This is a genomic window from Indibacter alkaliphilus LW1 (genome assembly GCF_000295935.2).
Classification (GTDB): Bacteria; Bacteroidota; Bacteroidia; order Cytophagales; family Cyclobacteriaceae; genus Indibacter; species Indibacter alkaliphilus.
Genome location: NZ_ALWO02000016.1, coordinates 13,610 through 30,830 on the forward strand (window position 1 = coordinate 13,610; position 17,221 = coordinate 30,830).

A 17,221-nucleotide genomic window follows, 5' to 3' on the forward strand; every position below is an offset into this window, starting at 1 on the left:
TTATTTTGTTACTGTATTAAAATTTTAACAGACCGCAAAAGTAGAAGATTATTCGGTTTATTACAAGCTAAGATAAAAAAATAAGCCCGCTGAGGGGCTTATTCTTTATTTCACTTCGAACGTCTTGGTTCCTATTTGATAACCATCTGCATATATCCGTACCTCATAGATACCTGAAGTGTATTTACTCCCTTTTTCGTAGTAATAGGTCAATAGGTGTTCCGAATTGTTGAAGAAGAGATCTTGATGGGCTGTGAAGAATTCCTCCCTTCCATCTAAAGTAAATGTACCGGAACCTTTGGCTACATCAAAAATTGGCTGATTGTTGGGTGCGATCACCTGAAGGTATATATCCCTGTGTCCTTCTGGTGCCACTTTATTGTCCGCAATGTTGAAAGACACTTTTAGTTTTTCAATTTGTCTATTTCTAAATCCATCTTCTCTTTCTCTTCCTCTGGAATTTACTGCGGCCACAACAATGTTTTCAGCTTTGAGCATTGCTGCAATATTGACTTTTTCCTGAAGTTCCTGTTGTTTTATATTGAGCTGGACCACTTCTTCTTCTATAGTGGCCTGTGAACTCTTTAAGTCTCTGTTTTCTGCATAGAGTTGTTGATTGACATCTCTTAATCTCAGGATTTCTTCATCTTTTTCCTGAAGAGTGGCTGAGAAGCTATTGATTCGTCTGTTCAAAGCAGCAATTTCCTCTGACGATCGCTTTCTGTCAGAATTTCGCTCTGCTATCAATTGGGATCTTATTTCCTCCAAAGACTCGATATCACCGCCAAGCTTTTCTATTTCCTGGATCCGAAGGTCAAGCTGGTAAGTCATGGAATCCAATCGCTTGTTGAGGTCGTTGTTTTCTTCTGATAGAATCAGAATCTCCTCAGATTTTCTGGTTCTGTCCAAATAATCAGTGTAAAGCTTGATACCGCTGATAATTACCAAAATGATTAGAACAATAATGAGAATATTTTTGCCGTTATCGTTCTTTTTTGGTTGTGGATTGTAATTGTATTCCATAAGTTTAACAGCTTGTAAGATGAAATATAAAATTTATGACAAAACGATTAGATGCTCAATACTGGACAGAACGCTACAAGGAAAACCAAACCGGTTGGGATGTAGGTTCTGCAACGACCCCAATTAAGCAATATTTAGACCAAATTTACCAAAAAGAAGTAAAGATACTTATTCCCGGAGCTGGCAATGCTCATGAAGCAAAATATGCTTTTGAAAACGGTTTTCAAAATGTATATGTTCTTGATATTTCTGCACACCCACTGGAAAAATTTCAAAAGAGCTGCTCAAGTTTTCCTGAAAAGCAACTTCTGCATAAAGATTTTTTTGAACATGAGGATAAATATGACCTTATTCTGGAGCAAACATTCTTTTGCGCTTTAGACCCTTCCTTAAGATCTGAATACGTGAAAAAAATGCATAGTCTTCTCAATCCAGGTGGTAAACTGGTAGGTGTCCTGTTTGGAGTGGAGTTCACGTATGATGGGCCTCCTTTTGGTGGAAAGAGAGAGGATTACCTGGATCTTTTTGGAGAAAAATTTTCAAAATTAAGCATTGAGCCTTGCTATAACTCTATTGTTCCCAGACAAGGATCCGAGTTGTTTTTGATGGCAGAAAAGTAAAATCAGCAATATTCAAATAGACAGGATACGGTTTTCCTTCTGCATCCCTTTTTTGAAAAGCAAAACACCACATTCATAAAAATCAATACTGAAGCTTACCTCCTTGAGAGAATTGATTTCTTCCCATGCCTTTTGCATGCCCCTGGACCAATGAATGTCATCAATGACTAAGATACTGTCATCGTGCAGATGGGGGAGGAGCATTTCTACATATTTCAGTGTAGCTTCATAAGTGTGGGTAGCGTCCAAAAGAGCAAAATCTACTGGAATATGGGTTTTCAAATGGACAGGGAGGGTTTCGGAGATGTCTCCGCTTACAAAAGAAACATGGTCAAAGCAATTGATATTTTCTGCTTTTGAGACAAGACTAGGGGAACCTTCGAAACTGTACAGATTCCCTTCGGTGGCTTTTGCCAAGTACAAGGTGTTGATTCCAAGACAAGTTCCAAGCTCCAGGACATGGGCTGCTGGAGTTTGCCTGCATAGGAAATTGTAGATTGTAGAGAATTTACGGCCTGTAGTACTATACCTGTAAATATCAGAGGTTGTTCTATGGGCCGATTTGAGCTTTTTGGAACCGGCCCCAAAGTCTCTGATATTTATTTTTTCTTTATCCCCGGAGAGTAAAACTCTTTGCTCAGCGAAAGGGTCTGTTTGAGATAAGTTTCTTTGAAGGTCTTTCTTCAGGTCTGTGTAAAGTTTTGAGACAAAAGGAGCTTGAAGGGAGTATTGATCTTCCTGTTCCAGCCAGTATCTGATGTATGCAATTAAAGGGAAAAGGTCCAAATCAATTGTCAAAAATATCTGCAATCAACTGGAATTCCGGAATCTGTACGTCAATAATTTTTCCGTCAAAAAGCTTTTCCATTCTATAGCAACCTTTCATTTTTCCTAAGCCGGACTTCAGGTTACAGCCTGAAACATATTCATGTTGGCCTCCCGGCTCTAAAATAGGCTGCTGGCCAACTACTCCATCACCCTCTACAACTTTAGTGGCATCTCCTGCATCGTGGATTTCCCACTTTCTTCTGAGTAATTGTATGGTGTGAGGACCGTTGTTTTCTATCTTTACCTTGTAGGTAAAAACATAATGGTGTTGGTGGGGGCTAGAAAACTCTGCCTGGTAAGTGGTTTCAACAGTAACCTTTATACCTTCAGTAATGGCTGTAACCATATTTCTTTTGGATTTTGCCTGATGAATCGTTAAAAATAAAATTTAAATCTTTAATTACAACGCATATTAAGTAAAATGGATGTTAAAATCGAAGAAAGCTGGAGAAATATACTGAGTAAGGAGTTTTCCAAGCCTTATTTCAAAGATTTGGTTGAATTTATTCGCCAAGAATACCAAAATCAGTTGATTTATCCCAAGGGTAAAGAAATTTTCAATGCATTTGCGTATTGTCCCTTGGATAAGGTGAAAGTAGTGATTCTTGGTCAAGACCCTTATCACGGTCCAGGTCAGGCCCATGGATTGTCTTTTTCGGTTAGAGAAGGGGTTCGTTTTCCTCCAAGTCTTCTGAATATCTTTAAAGAAATCAACAGGGATCTTGATCAGTCTATTCCGTCTCATGGAAACTTAGAAAGGTGGGCTCATCAGGGAGTTTTATTGCTGAATGCAACCCTAACTGTAAGAGCACATCAGGCAGGGTCTCATCAAAACAAAGGCTGGGAAGAATTTACGGATGCCGTAATCAAAGTGATTGCCGAAGAAAAAGACAATGTGGTTTTTTTACTTTGGGGTGCTTATGCCAGGAAAAAGGCTGCTTTTATATCAGACAACAAGCATTTAAAACTCTATGCCCCTCATCCCAGTCCGCTTTCTGCCCACCGTGGATTTTTAGGCTGTTCACATTTTTCCAAGACCAATGAATATTTGAGGGAAAAGGGTTTGACAGAGATTTCATGGTAATAGATGTTTGTCCTGATCAGCAGGAAATCTATTGGAAATATTGTGCTGTCTATTTCTAAGGTTGATAAATAGTCTGGTGTTTTAGGGGGGGGATCATCGAAAAAAAGAAAAGGTCAGCTTTTGGGCTGACCTTGACTTATTAATGAATGCTGTTAAAGAAACGACTCCAACGAATTTTGTTGAACATAGACTTATGCTTATCTAATGATAACCAAAGGAACCAAGCTTTTCCTACAATATGGTCTTCTGGCACAAAACCCCAATACCTGGAATCCAGGGAATCATGGCGGTTATCACCCATCATGAAGTAATAATTTTGCTTGAATGTATAAGTTTCAACTTTTTGCCCATCGATGTAGAGTTCGTTGTCTCTGACTTCCACATCATCATGCCCTTCAAACTTTTCAATTGTAAAAGCATACTTGGCTATATTGTCCTTATCCATTGTGATGGTCCAATCCTTTCCAGGGATTTCCAAAGGCCCCATATTGTCCTTGTTCCAACCAAAGTAGGCTCCATCGGGGAATATTCTTGGATCACCAAGATCTGCCCGATCTGTTCTCATAGTCACATTGCCGATGGCAGGAGATTTTTTTAACCTTTCTACAGTTTCCTCTGTTGCCATGACCATATAGCCCGAACCATTGGAGAAAGGCATGTAGCCCTCGGGGTTGATACCATAGTCAGAAAAGAAGTCAGAGCTGAGATTTCTATTTGTCATCACATCATAGGAAAACTGCATTTCCTCGGGATTCTCACCTTGTTCTCCATTGATAAAGATTTGTGTCCCCCTGATTTCAAGTACATCTCCGGGTACTGCTACAGCTCTTTTGATATAATTGGTTTTTAAATCCACTGGATATTCGAATTCTGCCGGATAGTTGAAAACTACCACATCATTCCTTTTTACAGAGGTGAATCCTGGAAGCCTCATATAAGGAAGTTGGATCCAATCCACATAGGAATTGACGTCTGTTCCCCAGATTTTTTGATGCGTCAAAGGCATCTGAAGAGGTGTTTTTGGAACGCGGGTTCCATAATGCATTTTACTCACAAACAGGAAATCCCCGATCAATAAAGATCTTTCCATGGATCCTGTGGGTATGGTAAAGGGTTCCAAAAGCAGCCACCTAATTAAAGATGCTGCAATTACTGCAAATATGAGTGCGTCCGCCCACTCGCGAGCGGCTGACTTTTTCTTCTTTTCTCCTGTCATTTTGTTTAAAAATTTTAGAAAGATAGGAAATCATCCATTGATAAAATACCTTTTTTGGCTTTTATCCACTCGGCTACGAGTACTGCTCCTTGAGCAAATCCTTTGCGGCTATGAGCGGTATGTGCGATTTCAATATCATCGATTTCGGACTTATACTTGATTATGTGTGTGCCTGGGGCTGGGTCAATTCTTTTCGATGTGATAGGAATTGTTTGTTCATTTTTGTCGGAATCCTCTTCCAATTTCCAATGATCAACCCTTGGATTTTCAGCAATAATTCCCTCAGCCAATGTGATGGCAGTTCCACTGGGAGCGTCTTTTTTTTCAGTATGATGGATTTCTTCCATGCTGACTTTGTATTCAGCCTGATCTTTCATCAATGAAGCCAAAAACTTGTTTACTTTGAAGAATATATTTACACCAACACTGAAGTTGGAGGCATAAAAGAAAGCTGTATTGTGCTTTAATGTCAATTCTTCGATCTGAGGTTTTTGGTCAAGCCACCCTGTAGTTCCTGAAACTACGGGGATCCCCCTTTTGATCGCCCAGCTGATATTTTCAACTGCAGCATCGGGTTGGCTGAATTCTATAGCAACATCTACTGAATCAGGGTCGATCTGATCAAGATCTGACCTGTTGTCAATATTGATTTTTCCGGAAATCTGATGGCCTCTTTCTTCGGCGATTTCACCGATGATCCTGCCCATTTTTCCGTATCCTAACAAAAGTATATTCATATTCAGAAATTAATTTTCATTGATAAACCAAACATATTTCCTCCTACTGACAAATTTTCGTAAACGGGTTCAAACCTGAAAGTAAGGTCTTCACTGACATCAAAGGAGGATAAATGCGCATCTACATGGGCATCTACTATATTGAGCGCATAGATCCCAATAAAGATAAAGTAATTCAGATCCCGGTTCCTTCGCCAGAAATTGACTTGCCTGACAAGTCCGACCCTGTTCAGGTTTGGGAAATTGTTTTCTTCTCCACGGTCCAACTGAAAAAGGCCTTCCCTGAGTGCTAAATATCTTCTATTGTTAAAATCTATAAAGAAGATGTTGGTAGCGAAGCCTCCATAAATCAAAGGTACTTTCCAGGCTTTTTCATTATAGACCTGACCGGCCCCCGGAATGAAAGCAGACAGGAGGGTTGCTTTTTTTGGATCCTTTACTGTATTGTCTTTCAGCTTTATGGATGGAAGCTCCTTGATTTCCGTATTGAGTGTGTCAATACGCTGGGCCATAACATTTCTTGTACAGAAAAAGGACAAAACCAAAAGAGCAATGATCCCCGCTGGAACCATTGCTTTTATTTTTTCAAATCGAAATTTTAATGGAATTGCCGTATTCAAGGCTCAGATAATCTCCAGTATTTCAAGAATTCTGTTTAAATCTTCGGTAGATCGAAATGGGATTTTGATTTCCCCTTTGTCTTTCCCATCAGATTTTAACTGCACTTTTGTTCCGAAATGGGAAGCCAGTCTTTGCTGTATTTTTCCAATCTCGTATTTCTTCACAGGGTCCAAGTCCTGCGATTTGTCAGAAGTTTTTTCGGCTGACCCTTCGTTCAAGGCTTTGACCAATGCTTCTACCTTTCGTACACTTAGCTCTTCAGCAATTGTCCTTTTGTAAATGGCCAGCTGTTTGTCAATGTCTTCCACATTGATGATAGCTCGCGCATGTCCCATAGATATTCTGTTGTCTCTCAATCCGGCCTGAACATCAGGTGGCAGCTTCAAAAGCCTCAGGTAATTGTTGACCGTAGTTCTGTTTTTCCCCACTCTGTCTCCTAGTTGCTCTTGCTTCAGATCACATTCAGCAAGAAGTCTTTGGTATGAATGGGCTATTTCAAGAGCATTAAGGTTTTCTCTCTGGATATTCTCTATCAATGCCATTTCCAGCATTTGCTGATCATTTGCTGTCCTGACATAGGCAGGAATTTTGGTCAGTCCTGCTATTTTAGAGGCTTGAAACCGCCTTTCTCCTGAGATGAGCTGGTATTCTTTGTCTGCAAGTTTTCTTACTGTGATTGGCTGAATGATACCCTGAACTTTGATCGAGTCTGCCAATTCCTGAAGAGCCTCTTTGTCAAAATGGGTTCTTGGTTGGTAGGGGTTTACTTGAATTTCTTCCAAACCGATTTCAAAGATGCCTGCAACAGGGTGGGATGGTACCAATTCCTGGCTTTTGTTTTTTTGAGGCGAATCTTCCAGTAAGGCACCCAGTCCTCTGCCTAATGCAGATTTTTTAGGTGTAGGTTTTTTATCAGCCATAATTTTTATGCGTCAGTAGTTTTCCCCATTCCATTTTTGATGGCAATTTCATGGGCTAAATTTAAGTAAGCGACTGCCCCTTTTCCGTCTGCATCAAATGCAATTGCCGGTAAACCAAAGCTAGGGGACTCACTTAAGCGTACATTTCTGGGGATAATTGTCTGAAAAACCAGGTTTTTGAAATGCAATCTTACTTCTTCCACAACTTGATTGCTCAATCTAAGTCTCACATCATACATGGTAAGTAGTATGCCTTCGATTTCCAGATCTGGATTAAGACGCGTCTGTATGATTTTGATGGTGTTGAGAAGCTTTCCTAATCCTTCCAGAGCGAAGTATTCGCATTGAACAGGTATGATAACTGAATTGGCAGCTGTAAGTGCATTGATTGTAATGAGACCAAGTGAAGGCGAGCAATCAATGATTATGAAATCATATTTATCTCTGACTTTGGCGATTACGCCTTTCATTTTTTCTTCCCTGTTTTCCAGATTGATCATCTCTACCTCAGCACCTACAAGGTCAATGTGTGAAGGAACTAGTTCAAGATGTTCTATTTCTGTTTTAAGAATGATGCTCTGGATATCTATTCCGTCAACCATACATTCATAAATACTGGTATCTATACCTTTTGGGTCATGGCCAAGTCCCGAGGTGGTATTGGCCTGCGGGTCAGCGTCTATAACAAGGGTTTTGAATTCCAACACTGCCAAGCTGGCTGCCAGATTCATAGCGGTAGTAGTTTTTCCTACGCCTCCCTTTTGATTTGCTATTGCAATTACTTTTCCCATCAGGTTATATTATAACTTTATAGATTCTCCAATATTAAGTAAAATCAATTCTTTTCCTGCCTTTGCCGCTGCTTTTTTTGCTTGTTCCAAATCAATTTCAATATATGGAAAGGTGTCATAATGCATTCCAATGATTTTGTCAGTACCCACAAAATCAGCGGCTTTGATAGCATCTGCTATCCCCATTGTGAAATTGTCACCGATCGGAAGAAAAGCGAAATCTACTTTGAACTCTTCTCCGATGAGCTTCATGTCATAAGTAAGTGCCGTGTCTCCAGCATAGTAAAAGCAACCGCCCTCATGTTTGACTACAAAACCACCTGGGTTCCCTCCTGAAGAACCATCAGGAAGTGTACTGCTATGGATAGCAGTCACATATTTTACCCAACCGAAGTCAAATTTCTTACTTCCCCCGTGGTTCATAGGATGAAATTTTTTCACTCCTTTTTCAGAAAACCAAACAGCAACTTCGTAATTGGATACGAGCATGGCATCTGAGGACTTTGCGATAGCCTCTGCGTCTGCTACATGGTCTTCATGACCGTGGCTGATGAGAACATAATCCGCTTTGAGGGATGATACATCTATTTCGGAAGCTTTTTCATTTGGACTGATAAAGGGGTCAAAAATAATAGATTTACCCCCCATTTTTACCAAAAAGGCTGAATGCCCATAGTATGTGATGTCAATCATGGTGTGTCAGTTTATTGGTTTATAAGGCTTACAAATATATAATTAATATCGAACCTATAAACGAATTGTTTTCCACATCTGTATGTGGATACCTCTAAGCCTCTGATTATGAACTTCTGAAAAGAAAAAGAGACCACTGAGGGTCTCTTCAATTTTATTTTTTTCTATTTGCCTCAGCGGCCTTCATCGCATCTTCCAGTTTTTGCTGGAATTTGGACTTTTTCTTGTTTACATTTTTCTTTTTGTTCTCCTCAATCTTCTCTCTGATTTTGCTATCATCTACAAATAGCTTGATCAATGCCTGCTGCCCAAAGGTCACCATATTGGAAACAAAATAATAGAAACTTAAAGCTGCAGGGAAAGAATTCAGTACAAACATGAATATTACCGGCATGATATAACCAATATTCTTCATTGGGCCAGTCTGGGCAGTCAGCTGATTGTTGAAATGTGTATAGGCAATCTGCGAAACAGTCATCAACAAGGTGAACAAACTGACGTGGGCACCATAGAAAGGAATGGTAAACGGCAAGTTGATGATTGAATCATAAGTAGAAAGGTCATGAGCCCATAGGAATGATTCCTGACGTAATTCTATCGAATTAGGGAAAAAGAAGAACATCGCGAATAGGAAAGGCATCTGAAATACCATAGGCAAACATCCTGAAATCGGGCTAACACCAAGCTGTCCAAAGAGCTTCATTTGCTCCTGCTGCATTTTGGTAGGATCGTCAGGGTATTTTGCTTTAAGCTCGTCAATTTCAGGTTTGATTACCCGCATTTTGGCCATTCCCATATAAGACTTGTATGTCAATGGAAATAACGCTGCTTTGATAATCAAAACGATCAGGATGATTATGATACCATAATTGCTGAAGTATCTTTCCAGAAACTGAAACAGATTGACAATGATATACTTATTTACCCAGCTTACGAAAACGTAACCCATGTAAACATTTTCCTCAAAGCCCGGTGTGACTTTTTTGAGTACATTGTAATTGTTTGGTCCAAAATAATAGCTCAGGTCTACTCTTCCATTTTCAATAGGAATGATCAACTCAGCCCTCATGTTTTTCACTGAAAGTGTATCTTTTGGAGTTTGCTGCTCAAAAATACCTGAGGAGAATTGCCTGTCTGCTATAATCCCTGATGTAAAGAACCTTTGGCTGAAACTTACCCACTTCAAAGGTTCGTTGATTTGGTCATCATCTGAATCTGAGCTCAAACTCAGGTCATTGTGCTTGCCGGAAGTCTTATACCAATTGATATTGGTTTTTCTTCTGGACTCTTCCAAATCCTGTTCTTGCCTGAGCAATCTGTCATCCCAAACCATTTTCAGGTCCGAACTGCTCAGATTTCTTTCAAGCCCTGAAAATTCCAGTGACTTACCTAAAATGTAGCCGCCCTCAGGTAAGGTGTAAGTTCTTACTATCTGTCCATTTCCACTTTGCGCTATGAAAGTCAAAACTGTGGCATCGACACCTTCCATATCCATGGTGGATACAGTAGGGTTGAAATAAAATTGATTGAGGCTCAATTGTCCTTTGTCAGTTTCAATGAAATAATCAAGGTCTGAACTCTCACTCTCCACAAGGAGCAAAGGTCTTTGGTCCCATGTTTTGAATTCTTTCAATTCAACCTGCTTGATTTCAGCACCTTTGGTTGAAAATGTAACAATCATCTTGTCATTTTCAATCTTGATATCCTCTTCCTGACCTCTGGTCATTGCCGCAAAAACACCAAACTCCCTTTGTGCTCTGACATCCTGGAGGCTATCAGGTTCAGACATGAACTCTGTCACGTCTTGGTCAATTTCATTCGCAGCTTCAGAATCATTCAAAGCCGTCTGCGCAGCTTCTGTACTTTCCTGAGGAAGTGGTTCAGGAGCACTTGCAAAGAACAGCGAATAAATCAGCAAGACTGCTGCGAACAGTATCAGTCCTGTCGCTTGATTTCTATCCATAAAATTTACTTTATTCTCTTTTTGAAAAGCAAAAGTAACCCAAAACCGACAGTTTCTATACTTCTGTTCGATTTTGGGTTACCGTGTTTTATAAAAGAGCTTATTACAATTACTTTATTTTTTTGTTGTCAATAGTAGCGTTGATGAATTTCACGAATAAAGGGTGGGGATCCAAAACGGTACTTTTGTATTCCGGATGAAATTGAACACCTACAAACCATGGATGGTTTTTGATTTCAACGATTTCGACCAGCTTTGTTTCAGGGTTGATGCCAGTGGCGATCATTCCTGCCTCTTCCATCTCTTTCAGATACTTGTTGTTAAATTCATATCTGTGCCTATGTCGTTCCTGTATTTTCAGTTTTCCATAAGCTTGGGCAGATTTACTTCCCCTTTTCAGATCGCAAGGATACGAACCTAATCGCATGGTTCCACCCATTTGCTCAAGATTTTTTTGTTCTTCCATCAAATCAATGAAAGGAAATGCCGTTCCAGGGTCCATTTCTGTACTGTTGGCTTTTTCATGGCCCATTACGTTTCTCGCGAACTCAATGACCGCTACTTGCATTCCCAAACAGATTCCGAAGAAGGGAAGTTTATTTTCCCGGGCAAATTTAACAGTTTCTATTTTTCCCTCAAGCCCACGCTCACCGAAGCCAGGAGCGACAACAATACCATCAAGGCCTTCCAGTTTTTTCATCACTGACTCAGGGTGCAACTCTTCAGAAGATATCAACCTTAAATTCACCTTGCATTCACAGGCAGCGCCGGCGTGTACAAATGCTTCTATGATTGATTTGTAAGAATCAGGCAAGGAAACATATTTCCCTATCAAACCTATGGTAACTTCCTGCGTTGGGTTTTTAAGTCTTCCCAAGAAATCTTTCCATTGCTCCAGATCTGTATTGCTTTTGGAGGTAAGTTTGAGTTTACTCATTACCCTTTCGTCCAGCTTTTCCTTTTTCATCAGTAAAGGGACATCATAGATGGTTTCTGCATCCATGGCTTCTATGACGCAATTGAGCTGAACATTACAAAACAAAGCCAGCTTTTTCTTAACATCCATAGGTAAATGATGCTCAGTTCTGCAAACGAGAATATCTGGCTGGATTCCGGCTTCAAGAAGTTGTTTTACAGAATGCTGAGTTGGCTTGGTTTTCAATTCTTTAGCAGCAGCCAGGTAAGGAATCAAGGTAAGGTGAATAACCAGGAAATTGTTGGTTCCAAGTTCCCATTTGGCTTGTCTTACAGCTTCTATAAAAGGAAGAGATTCTATATCTCCGACACAGCCACCTATTTCTGTAATGATGACATCAAACTTTCCATCCTCTCCGAGTTTAAGGAAATTTCTTTTGATTTCATCAGTGATGTGCGGAATGACTTGGACAGTCTTGCCAAGGTATTCCCCTTTTCTTTCTTTGGTGATGACATTGTTATAAATCCTCCCTGTAGTCACATTGTTGGCCTGGGAAGTAGCGGAGTTTAGAAAACGCTCATAATGACCTAAGTCAAGATCGGTTTCTGCCCCATCTTCAGTAACGTAACATTCTCCGTGCTCATATGGATTGAGTGTTCCGGGGTCAATGTTGAGGTATGGGTCAAATTTTTGGATGGTCACTGTGAACCCTCTGGATTGGAGTAATTTGGCTAAAGAAGCTGCAATAATACCTTTGCCAAGAGAGGAAGTGACGCCTCCTGTAATAAATATGTATTTGGTGGATTGGGCCATAAGAATGGTGCGGGCTTTAATTTTGTTTGAATTCTTATGGGATTCAAAGGTAGGGGAAATATTTGATTTGAGGGCTTAATTCTTTTATGAAATTTTGTTTAACATTGGCAGCTTTTAGACAATCATGGAGGTATCTTAGAAAAAAAGAGCTGTTGTTTTGTTTGGAATCTAGAAATGCTCTGGTACAATCTACCTTTGTACATATTCCGAAAAAAGGTTCTTCAAACTTAGAAAAAAAAAGAAAGTGGTCTTTTCTTGACCACTTCTCTATATTCACTTTCCTATACATCTTACTTGATTGACTTGATTAATCTCTCATTTAATCCCACGTAATCAGGGTTTTTTGCATCTCTGGCCATCTCCATAGATTTTTTGGCAGATTCTAAGGCTTCCTTTTTCTTACCCAATGCCAGTTCGATTTTAGCTTTTAAGTGGACTGTCCAGTATTTGGGATCATCCACTACAGACCTATTGATCCAATCATAAGCCTGATCCATGTCTTTGTTATTGGTAAAGTAATAATTGGCAGCTTGATAATAAAGCCCTGGATTTGTTGGTTGTTGATCGATGACCAATTCTTTGATCTGGGACATCACAATATCGTCTACCTCAGTTTCAATCCTGAATTTAGCTCTAGTGTTTTCCCACTTGATGGCAACGGATGTTCCGGTATCTGAAATGTCCACAAAATTGATCTCCATGGTTTCGTATTTTTGACCCGTCTTACCAGGTTTTACCTTAAATCTCAATACATCATCCTCAGAATTGTATCCAACGGCTCCCCAAAGCTTAGTATTGGATGACAGGATAATGGTCCATTCATTTTTGTCAGGGATAGCATAGAGTGCATAATCTCCGGCAGGCACCTCATTTCCTTCGATTTTGACTTCAGTAGAAAACGAGATTACAGTGGCTGCATTTGCGCCAGTTCTCCATACATCGCCATAGGGAACAAGTTCTCCGAAGATCTTTCTTCCACGCATACTTGGTCTACTGTATTCTATACGAACATCCGTAAGGCCTACTTTTTGGCTGATTTGTGCAGCAGGGCTGGCTTGAGGCATTTGGATTTGCTGTGCTGAAGCTAGGTTTAAGCCAATCATAAGGCAAAAAACCGTTAAAAAGGTGATTCTTATTGTCATGGTGTAATAGTTGATGATTAATTATTGGATTTTTCCTTTAGTTGTTATATTGCGAATGGATAGTTTTAACTTGGAAAAAGTCAAAACTTCTATTGATTACCCATTATTAACTGCTTGCGGAAGCTTATTTGCGAAAATAACGATTGTTATTGCTTATTGTGATGAAGCAGCAAAAATTATTTAATTGTCAAAGTAAAGTTCATGGCATTAGCGATTATTTCACCTGGGAGAGATGTGAGGTTATGGATTGAAAATTTTAAGGAATTAGACCCTGAAATTGACATTCAAGTGTATCCGGAAATAACTGACCCTGAGAAAGTAGAAGCAGTGGCTCTTTGGAATCATCCAAAGGGTATGCTTAGTGATTTTCCCAACCTGAAGCTGATTTGTTCTATGGGGGCAGGGGTCGACCATATTCTTTCAGACAACAGTATTCAAAAAGATATTCCTATTACTAGAATTATTGATGATAAGCTGACAACCTCAATGACCAACTATGTGGTGATGGGAGTGCTCAATTATCACAGACAAATCAATAGGTATCAAGAAGATCAAAAAAATAAGGTATGGGATATGTCAAATCCTGAAATCCCTGTAACAGTCGGGATCATGGGAGTAGGTGAATTGGGTGGAGATATAGCAGAGAAACTTCAACAATTGAGGTTTGATGTGGTAGGCTACGGGAACACTCATAAAGAAAACATGAAATATCCATATTTTTTTGGTGATGAAATACATAAATTTCTATCTAAAATTAATATATTGGTGTGCATGTTACCGCTTACACCCAAGACGGAGGGGATTTTAAACCTTAATCTATTTAGAAAATGTAACAAAAATACTTATTTAGTCAATGTCGCCCGAGGAAAGCATTTGGTAGAAGAGGACCTGCTAGAAGCTATTGACGAGGGTTACATTTCAGGCGCTTTGCTTGATGTGTTCCAAAAAGAGCCATTACCGGAAGAACACCCTTTTTGGAACAAGAATGAGATTACCATCACTCCGCACATCGCGAGTGTGACCAATCCAAAGGCTGCGGCCCCACAGATTATTGAAAATTACCACCGAATAAAAAAAAGTCAACCATTCATTAATCAAATTAACCCAAAAAGAGGATACTAAAGACGATGAAACAAAATTTCAAAATCGTCTGTCCAGTAGATTTTTCCGAATGTTCACTGAATGCCGTAGAGTATGCGGCGAGATTGGGAGAAAAATATAGGGCAGACTTGATCATTATCCATGTGCCAGACAAGGATGATTATCAAAAACTAGCCGCTGTGGACGGGCATGGGGGAGACCAGTATGCTTTTATCAAGAAAAAGCTAGATAGCTTAGTCCAAACAGTAGAAAAAGAAAGTCTTCCCAAAGGTTTGGCTTCCTGTAAATCAGAAGTCAAAGAAGGTAAAATTGTCAGTTCAGTAGTCGATTTTTCCAACGAGGTCAATGCGGACTTGATCGTTATGGGTACCGAAGGAGTCAATGATTTCAAAAACAACTATATCGGAACCAAAGCCAGCAAAATTGTCACTAAGTCCAGTGTAGATGTGTTTGTGATCCCCAGGAAGGTCTATTTCAAACCACCCAGAAAGTTTGTCTATGCGACAGACTACCTCGAGGAGGACAAAATAGCGATCCAAAAAGTTACAGAGCTTTCATCTTTTTTTGATAGTGAGGTGGATATTGTTCACGTTTCTTCAAAAAACACTTCCATTGATAAATCACTCCATAAAACAATGGTAGATGAACTCAGTCCCTTTATCAAATATGAGAAGGTAAATTATGTTCTCAAATCGTACAGGGATGAACCTGGACTTGGTTTGGAAAACTATCTGATCACAGCAAGAGGAGATATTTTGGTCACATTGAGCAAAAAGAAATCCTGGTTTGAACAGATATTTACCAATAATCTGTCCAAGAAAATGTCATACTTTATCAATAAACCCTTGTTGGTTTTAAAAAGAGCCTAGTCATTCTTTTTTTTGAAACCAGCCTTAATAAAATCTAAAAACTCCCTTTGAGTGGTCTTGTCTGTAAATACACTTTTTAAAGTGTTCAGATAGCCACTCAAAGTTATTTTTCTGGGAACTTCATTTGGATCCATAGGTTCCATGCTGATTCTGTCACTACCATTTGTCGGTTTGTCACCTATCGGAGGAAGTGCATCTGCTTTAGAGCTTTCTTTTTTAGGTTTATATCCCACCAAATCATCCGCTTTTTCAAAACTCTTCTTGGACCTGGACTGATAGCCTAATTTTTCTTCTACCAAGCCTTTGTTATTGTAAGCCACGGCATCTTCAGGATCCAGCTCAATGGCTTTTTCATAATCGGCAATTGCACCTTGTAAATCACCAATTCTGTCTTTGAAATAAGCCCTGCTGGAATACCTGTAGGGATTTCCAGGTTCTAGATTAATAGCCCTGTCAAACTCCTCCATAGCCTCATCATTTCTTTCCAACAAATGAAGGACAACAGCCCTATCGCTGATAAATGTAGGATTAAACGGTTCGAGCGAAATCAAATGATCGAAATCTTTCAGCGAACCGTCATAATTCCCTATGCGGGATTGTACTCTTGCTCTAAAAAAATAATATTCCAAGTTTGAGCTTTCTTCATGGATACATGTATTGATCAGCTCTAATGAATCCTGGAACTTCCCTTCTTTGAAATATTTTACTGACTTTTCGAAATTACTCACGGTTTACTTGATTGGTATTAAATAAAATACAAAAATAGAGCAGATAAAGTTTAAAATTAAATTCCTTAGACATTTATATATGGCTTTCGGAAAAAGCATTTCTTTATATCTTTGAGTTGAAATCCTAACTATGGCAATTAAAGCAGACGTTGTATTAAAAGATTTAAAAGCAGGTAAATTTGCTCCGGTTTATTTTTTACAGGGAGAAGAGCCATTTTTTATAGACCAAATCAGTGACTTTATTGAAGAAAACGCCATTCCCGAGCATGAAAAAGGTTTCAACCAAATGGTTATGTATGGGAAGGATGCTCAGATGAATGTAATTCTGAGTAATGCCAGGCGCTTTCCGATGATGGCTGATAGACAGGTAGTGATTGTCAAAGAAGCACAGAATATTTATGGATTGGGAAAAGAAGATGTAGACAATCTTCTCATACAATATCTTCAAAATCCGCTGCCCAGTACAATTTTGGTATTTGCCCATAAATACAAAAAGCTGGATGGGAGGAAGCCGCTATCAAAAGAAATAGATAAAAGAGCAATACTTGTAAACAGTGAAAAAGTAAAAGATTGGGACCTTCCCAAATGGATAGAGATGTATATTCAGACCAAGGGGCACCAAATCGATAGTGGTACTGCAAGCTTTTTGGCCGAAAGTATTGGAAACAACCTGGAAGTGATCGCCAATGAGTTGGGTAAAATGTTCATTAATTTCAGCGAAAGCACAAAAATCACTAAGGATCATATTCAAAAGTTCATAGGTATAAATAAAGAGTATAATAACTTTGAGCTGACTAAGGCGATCGGGCAAAAAGAAATAATCAAGGTCAACAAAATCATTCATTATTTTGGGCAGAACCCCAAAAACCATCCATTGATTCCGATGATAGCTTTGATTTACAATTACTTTACAAAAATAGCTATCGTCCATTACAATGCTAAGGCTAATGATGGAGAGCTTGCCAGGAAAATAGGCGTGAACCCTTATTTTTTAAAGGAATACCGCATAGCCGCTAGAAACTATCAAATAGGCAAGGTTATTGATTGCTTCACATACATCCGAGAAGCTGATTTGCGTTCTAAAGGAGTTGATTCCGGAGGAATGGATGAATCTGCAATCCTTCGGGAAATGATATTTAAAATCATGCACTAATAA

The 17,221-nt window shown here is 39.3% G+C and carries 18 protein-coding genes; 5 read left to right on the forward strand and 13 right to left on the reverse strand.

The window, feature by feature from the left end; translation table 11 throughout:
* Positions 1-105 precede the first annotated feature (105 nt).
* Entirely contained in the window at positions 106-1,023 is a 918-nt protein-coding gene (locus tag A33Q_RS03615; RefSeq protein ID WP_009035690.1) for a coiled-coil domain-containing protein, read from the reverse strand.
* A gap of 35 nt (positions 1,024-1,058) precedes the next feature.
* Here A33Q_RS03615 and A33Q_RS03620 point away from each other — a divergent pair, with 35 nt between their 5' ends.
* The gene (locus A33Q_RS03620; protein WP_009035691.1) at positions 1,059-1,643 is read left to right on the forward strand and encodes a methyltransferase; all 585 of its coding nucleotides are present in this window, start codon (positions 1,059-1,061) and stop codon (positions 1,641-1,643) included.
* 12 nt (positions 1,644-1,655) lie between these two features.
* Here A33Q_RS03620 and A33Q_RS03625 read toward each other — a convergent pair whose 3' ends face one another.
* Both A33Q_RS03625 and apaG read right to left on the reverse strand, forming a co-directional pair.
* Positions 1,656-2,453 (reverse strand): O-methyltransferase, encoded by a 798-nt coding sequence (locus tag A33Q_RS03625; protein ID WP_009035692.1) that lies wholly within the window; start codon positions 2,451-2,453, stop codon positions 1,656-1,658.
* A complete protein-coding gene (gene apaG, locus A33Q_RS03630; protein ID WP_009035693.1) occupies positions 2,431-2,817 on the reverse strand; it encodes a Co2+/Mg2+ efflux protein ApaG in 387 nt (128 codons plus the stop codon). Before apaG ends, A33Q_RS03625 begins: the two co-directional genes overlap by 23 nt.
* A 75-nt stretch (positions 2,818-2,892) precedes the next feature.
* Between apaG and ung the strand changes: the two genes are divergently transcribed.
* Positions 2,893-3,555: a uracil-DNA glycosylase gene (ung, locus tag A33Q_RS03635; protein WP_009035694.1), complete on the forward strand. Its 663-nt coding sequence runs from the start codon at positions 2,893-2,895 to the stop codon at positions 3,553-3,555.
* Between the two features lie 139 nt (positions 3,556-3,694).
* On the opposite strand, the gene lepB is transcribed toward ung, so the two are convergent.
* From lepB to A33Q_RS03685, 9 genes are all read right to left on the reverse strand, one after another.
* The gene (gene lepB / locus A33Q_RS03640) at positions 3,695-4,771 is read right to left on the reverse strand and encodes a signal peptidase I (protein WP_009035695.1); all 1,077 of its coding nucleotides are present in this window, start codon (positions 4,769-4,771) and stop codon (positions 3,695-3,697) included.
* 14 nt (positions 4,772-4,785) lie between these two features.
* Entirely contained in the window at positions 4,786-5,508 is a 723-nt protein-coding gene (dapB, locus tag A33Q_RS03645) for a 4-hydroxy-tetrahydrodipicolinate reductase (protein ID WP_009035696.1), read from the reverse strand.
* Between the two features lie 2 nt (positions 5,509-5,510).
* A complete protein-coding gene (locus A33Q_RS03650; protein WP_235062770.1) occupies positions 5,511-6,020 on the reverse strand; it encodes a DUF5683 domain-containing protein in 510 nt (169 codons plus the stop codon).
* A gap of 111 nt (positions 6,021-6,131) precedes the next feature.
* On the reverse strand, positions 6,132-7,049 hold the full coding sequence (locus A33Q_RS03655) for a ParB/RepB/Spo0J family partition protein (protein ID WP_009035698.1): 918 nt from the start codon (positions 7,047-7,049) through the stop codon (positions 6,132-6,134).
* 5 nt (positions 7,050-7,054) lie between these two features.
* On the reverse strand, positions 7,055-7,840 hold the full coding sequence (locus A33Q_RS03660) for a ParA family protein (protein WP_009035699.1): 786 nt from the start codon (positions 7,838-7,840) through the stop codon (positions 7,055-7,057).
* Positions 7,841-7,849: 9 nt separating this feature from the next.
* The gene (locus A33Q_RS03665) at positions 7,850-8,533 is read right to left on the reverse strand and encodes a metal-dependent hydrolase (RefSeq protein ID WP_009035700.1); all 684 of its coding nucleotides are present in this window, start codon (positions 8,531-8,533) and stop codon (positions 7,850-7,852) included.
* Between the two features lie 154 nt (positions 8,534-8,687).
* Positions 8,688-10,496 (reverse strand): membrane protein insertase YidC, encoded by a 1,809-nt coding sequence (gene yidC / locus A33Q_RS03670; RefSeq protein WP_009035701.1) that lies wholly within the window; start codon positions 10,494-10,496, stop codon positions 8,688-8,690.
* A gap of 109 nt (positions 10,497-10,605) precedes the next feature.
* Positions 10,606-12,225: a CTP synthase gene (locus tag A33Q_RS03675; protein ID WP_009035702.1), complete on the reverse strand. Its 1,620-nt coding sequence runs from the start codon at positions 12,223-12,225 to the stop codon at positions 10,606-10,608.
* Positions 12,226-12,515: 290 nt separating this feature from the next.
* Positions 12,516-13,367, reverse strand: coding sequence for a DUF2911 domain-containing protein (locus A33Q_RS03685; RefSeq protein WP_009035704.1), 852 nt, complete (start codon positions 13,365-13,367; stop codon positions 12,516-12,518).
* A gap of 201 nt (positions 13,368-13,568) precedes the next feature.
* On the opposite strand from A33Q_RS03685, the gene A33Q_RS03690 reads away from it, so the two are divergent.
* Together A33Q_RS03690 and A33Q_RS03695 are read left to right on the forward strand one after the other, a co-directional pair.
* The gene (locus tag A33Q_RS03690) at positions 13,569-14,489 is read left to right on the forward strand and encodes a 2-hydroxyacid dehydrogenase (RefSeq protein ID WP_009035705.1); all 921 of its coding nucleotides are present in this window, start codon (positions 13,569-13,571) and stop codon (positions 14,487-14,489) included.
* 5 nt (positions 14,490-14,494) lie between these two features.
* Entirely contained in the window at positions 14,495-15,337 is an 843-nt protein-coding gene (locus tag A33Q_RS03695) for a universal stress protein (protein WP_009035706.1), read from the forward strand.
* Here the strand turns inward: A33Q_RS03695 and A33Q_RS03700 are convergent.
* Positions 15,334-16,065: a tetratricopeptide repeat protein gene (locus A33Q_RS03700; protein ID WP_009035707.1), complete on the reverse strand. Its 732-nt coding sequence runs from the start codon at positions 16,063-16,065 to the stop codon at positions 15,334-15,336. The two genes, A33Q_RS03695 and A33Q_RS03700, sit on opposite strands and share 4 nt — an antisense overlap.
* A gap of 130 nt (positions 16,066-16,195) precedes the next feature.
* On the opposite strand from A33Q_RS03700, the gene holA reads away from it, so the two are divergent.
* Entirely contained in the window at positions 16,196-17,218 is a 1,023-nt protein-coding gene (gene holA, locus A33Q_RS03705) for a DNA polymerase III subunit delta (RefSeq protein WP_009035708.1), read from the forward strand.
* The last annotated feature ends 3 nt before the right edge of the window (positions 17,219-17,221 follow it).

Coding starts and splice junctions, on each gene's coding strand:
- A33Q_RS03615 (WP_009035690.1), bottom strand. CDS start 1,023: ATGGAATACAATTACAATCCACAACCAAAAAAGAACGATAACGGCAAA.
- A33Q_RS03620 (WP_009035691.1), top strand. CDS start 1,059: ATGACAAAACGATTAGATGCTCAATACTGGACAGAACGCTACAAGGAA.
- apaG (WP_009035693.1), bottom strand. CDS start 2,817: ATGGTTACAGCCATTACTGAAGGTATAAAGGTTACTGTTGAAACCACT.
- ung (WP_009035694.1), top strand. CDS start 2,893: ATGGATGTTAAAATCGAAGAAAGCTGGAGAAATATACTGAGTAAGGAG.
- lepB (WP_009035695.1), bottom strand. CDS start 4,771: ATGACAGGAGAAAAGAAGAAAAAGTCAGCCGCTCGCGAGTGGGCGGAC.
- dapB (WP_009035696.1), bottom strand. CDS start 5,508: ATGAATATACTTTTGTTAGGATACGGAAAAATGGGCAGGATCATCGGT.
- A33Q_RS03650 (WP_235062770.1), bottom strand. CDS start 6,020: ATGGCCCAGCGTATTGACACACTCAATACGGAAATCAAGGAGCTTCCA.
- A33Q_RS03655 (WP_009035698.1), bottom strand. CDS start 7,049: ATGGCTGATAAAAAACCTACACCTAAAAAATCTGCATTAGGCAGAGGA.
- A33Q_RS03660 (WP_009035699.1), bottom strand. CDS start 7,840: ATGGGAAAAGTAATTGCAATAGCAAATCAAAAGGGAGGCGTAGGAAAA.
- A33Q_RS03665 (WP_009035700.1), bottom strand. CDS start 8,533: ATGATTGACATCACATACTATGGGCATTCAGCCTTTTTGGTAAAAATG.
- yidC (WP_009035701.1), bottom strand. CDS start 10,496: ATGGATAGAAATCAAGCGACAGGACTGATACTGTTCGCAGCAGTCTTG.
- A33Q_RS03675 (WP_009035702.1), bottom strand. CDS start 12,225: ATGGCCCAATCCACCAAATACATATTTATTACAGGAGGCGTCACTTCC.
- A33Q_RS03685 (WP_009035704.1), bottom strand. CDS start 13,367: ATGACAATAAGAATCACCTTTTTAACGGTTTTTTGCCTTATGATTGGC.
- A33Q_RS03690 (WP_009035705.1), top strand. CDS start 13,569: ATGGCATTAGCGATTATTTCACCTGGGAGAGATGTGAGGTTATGGATT.
- A33Q_RS03695 (WP_009035706.1), top strand. CDS start 14,495: ATGAAACAAAATTTCAAAATCGTCTGTCCAGTAGATTTTTCCGAATGT.
- holA (WP_009035708.1), top strand. CDS start 16,196: ATGGCAATTAAAGCAGACGTTGTATTAAAAGATTTAAAAGCAGGTAAA.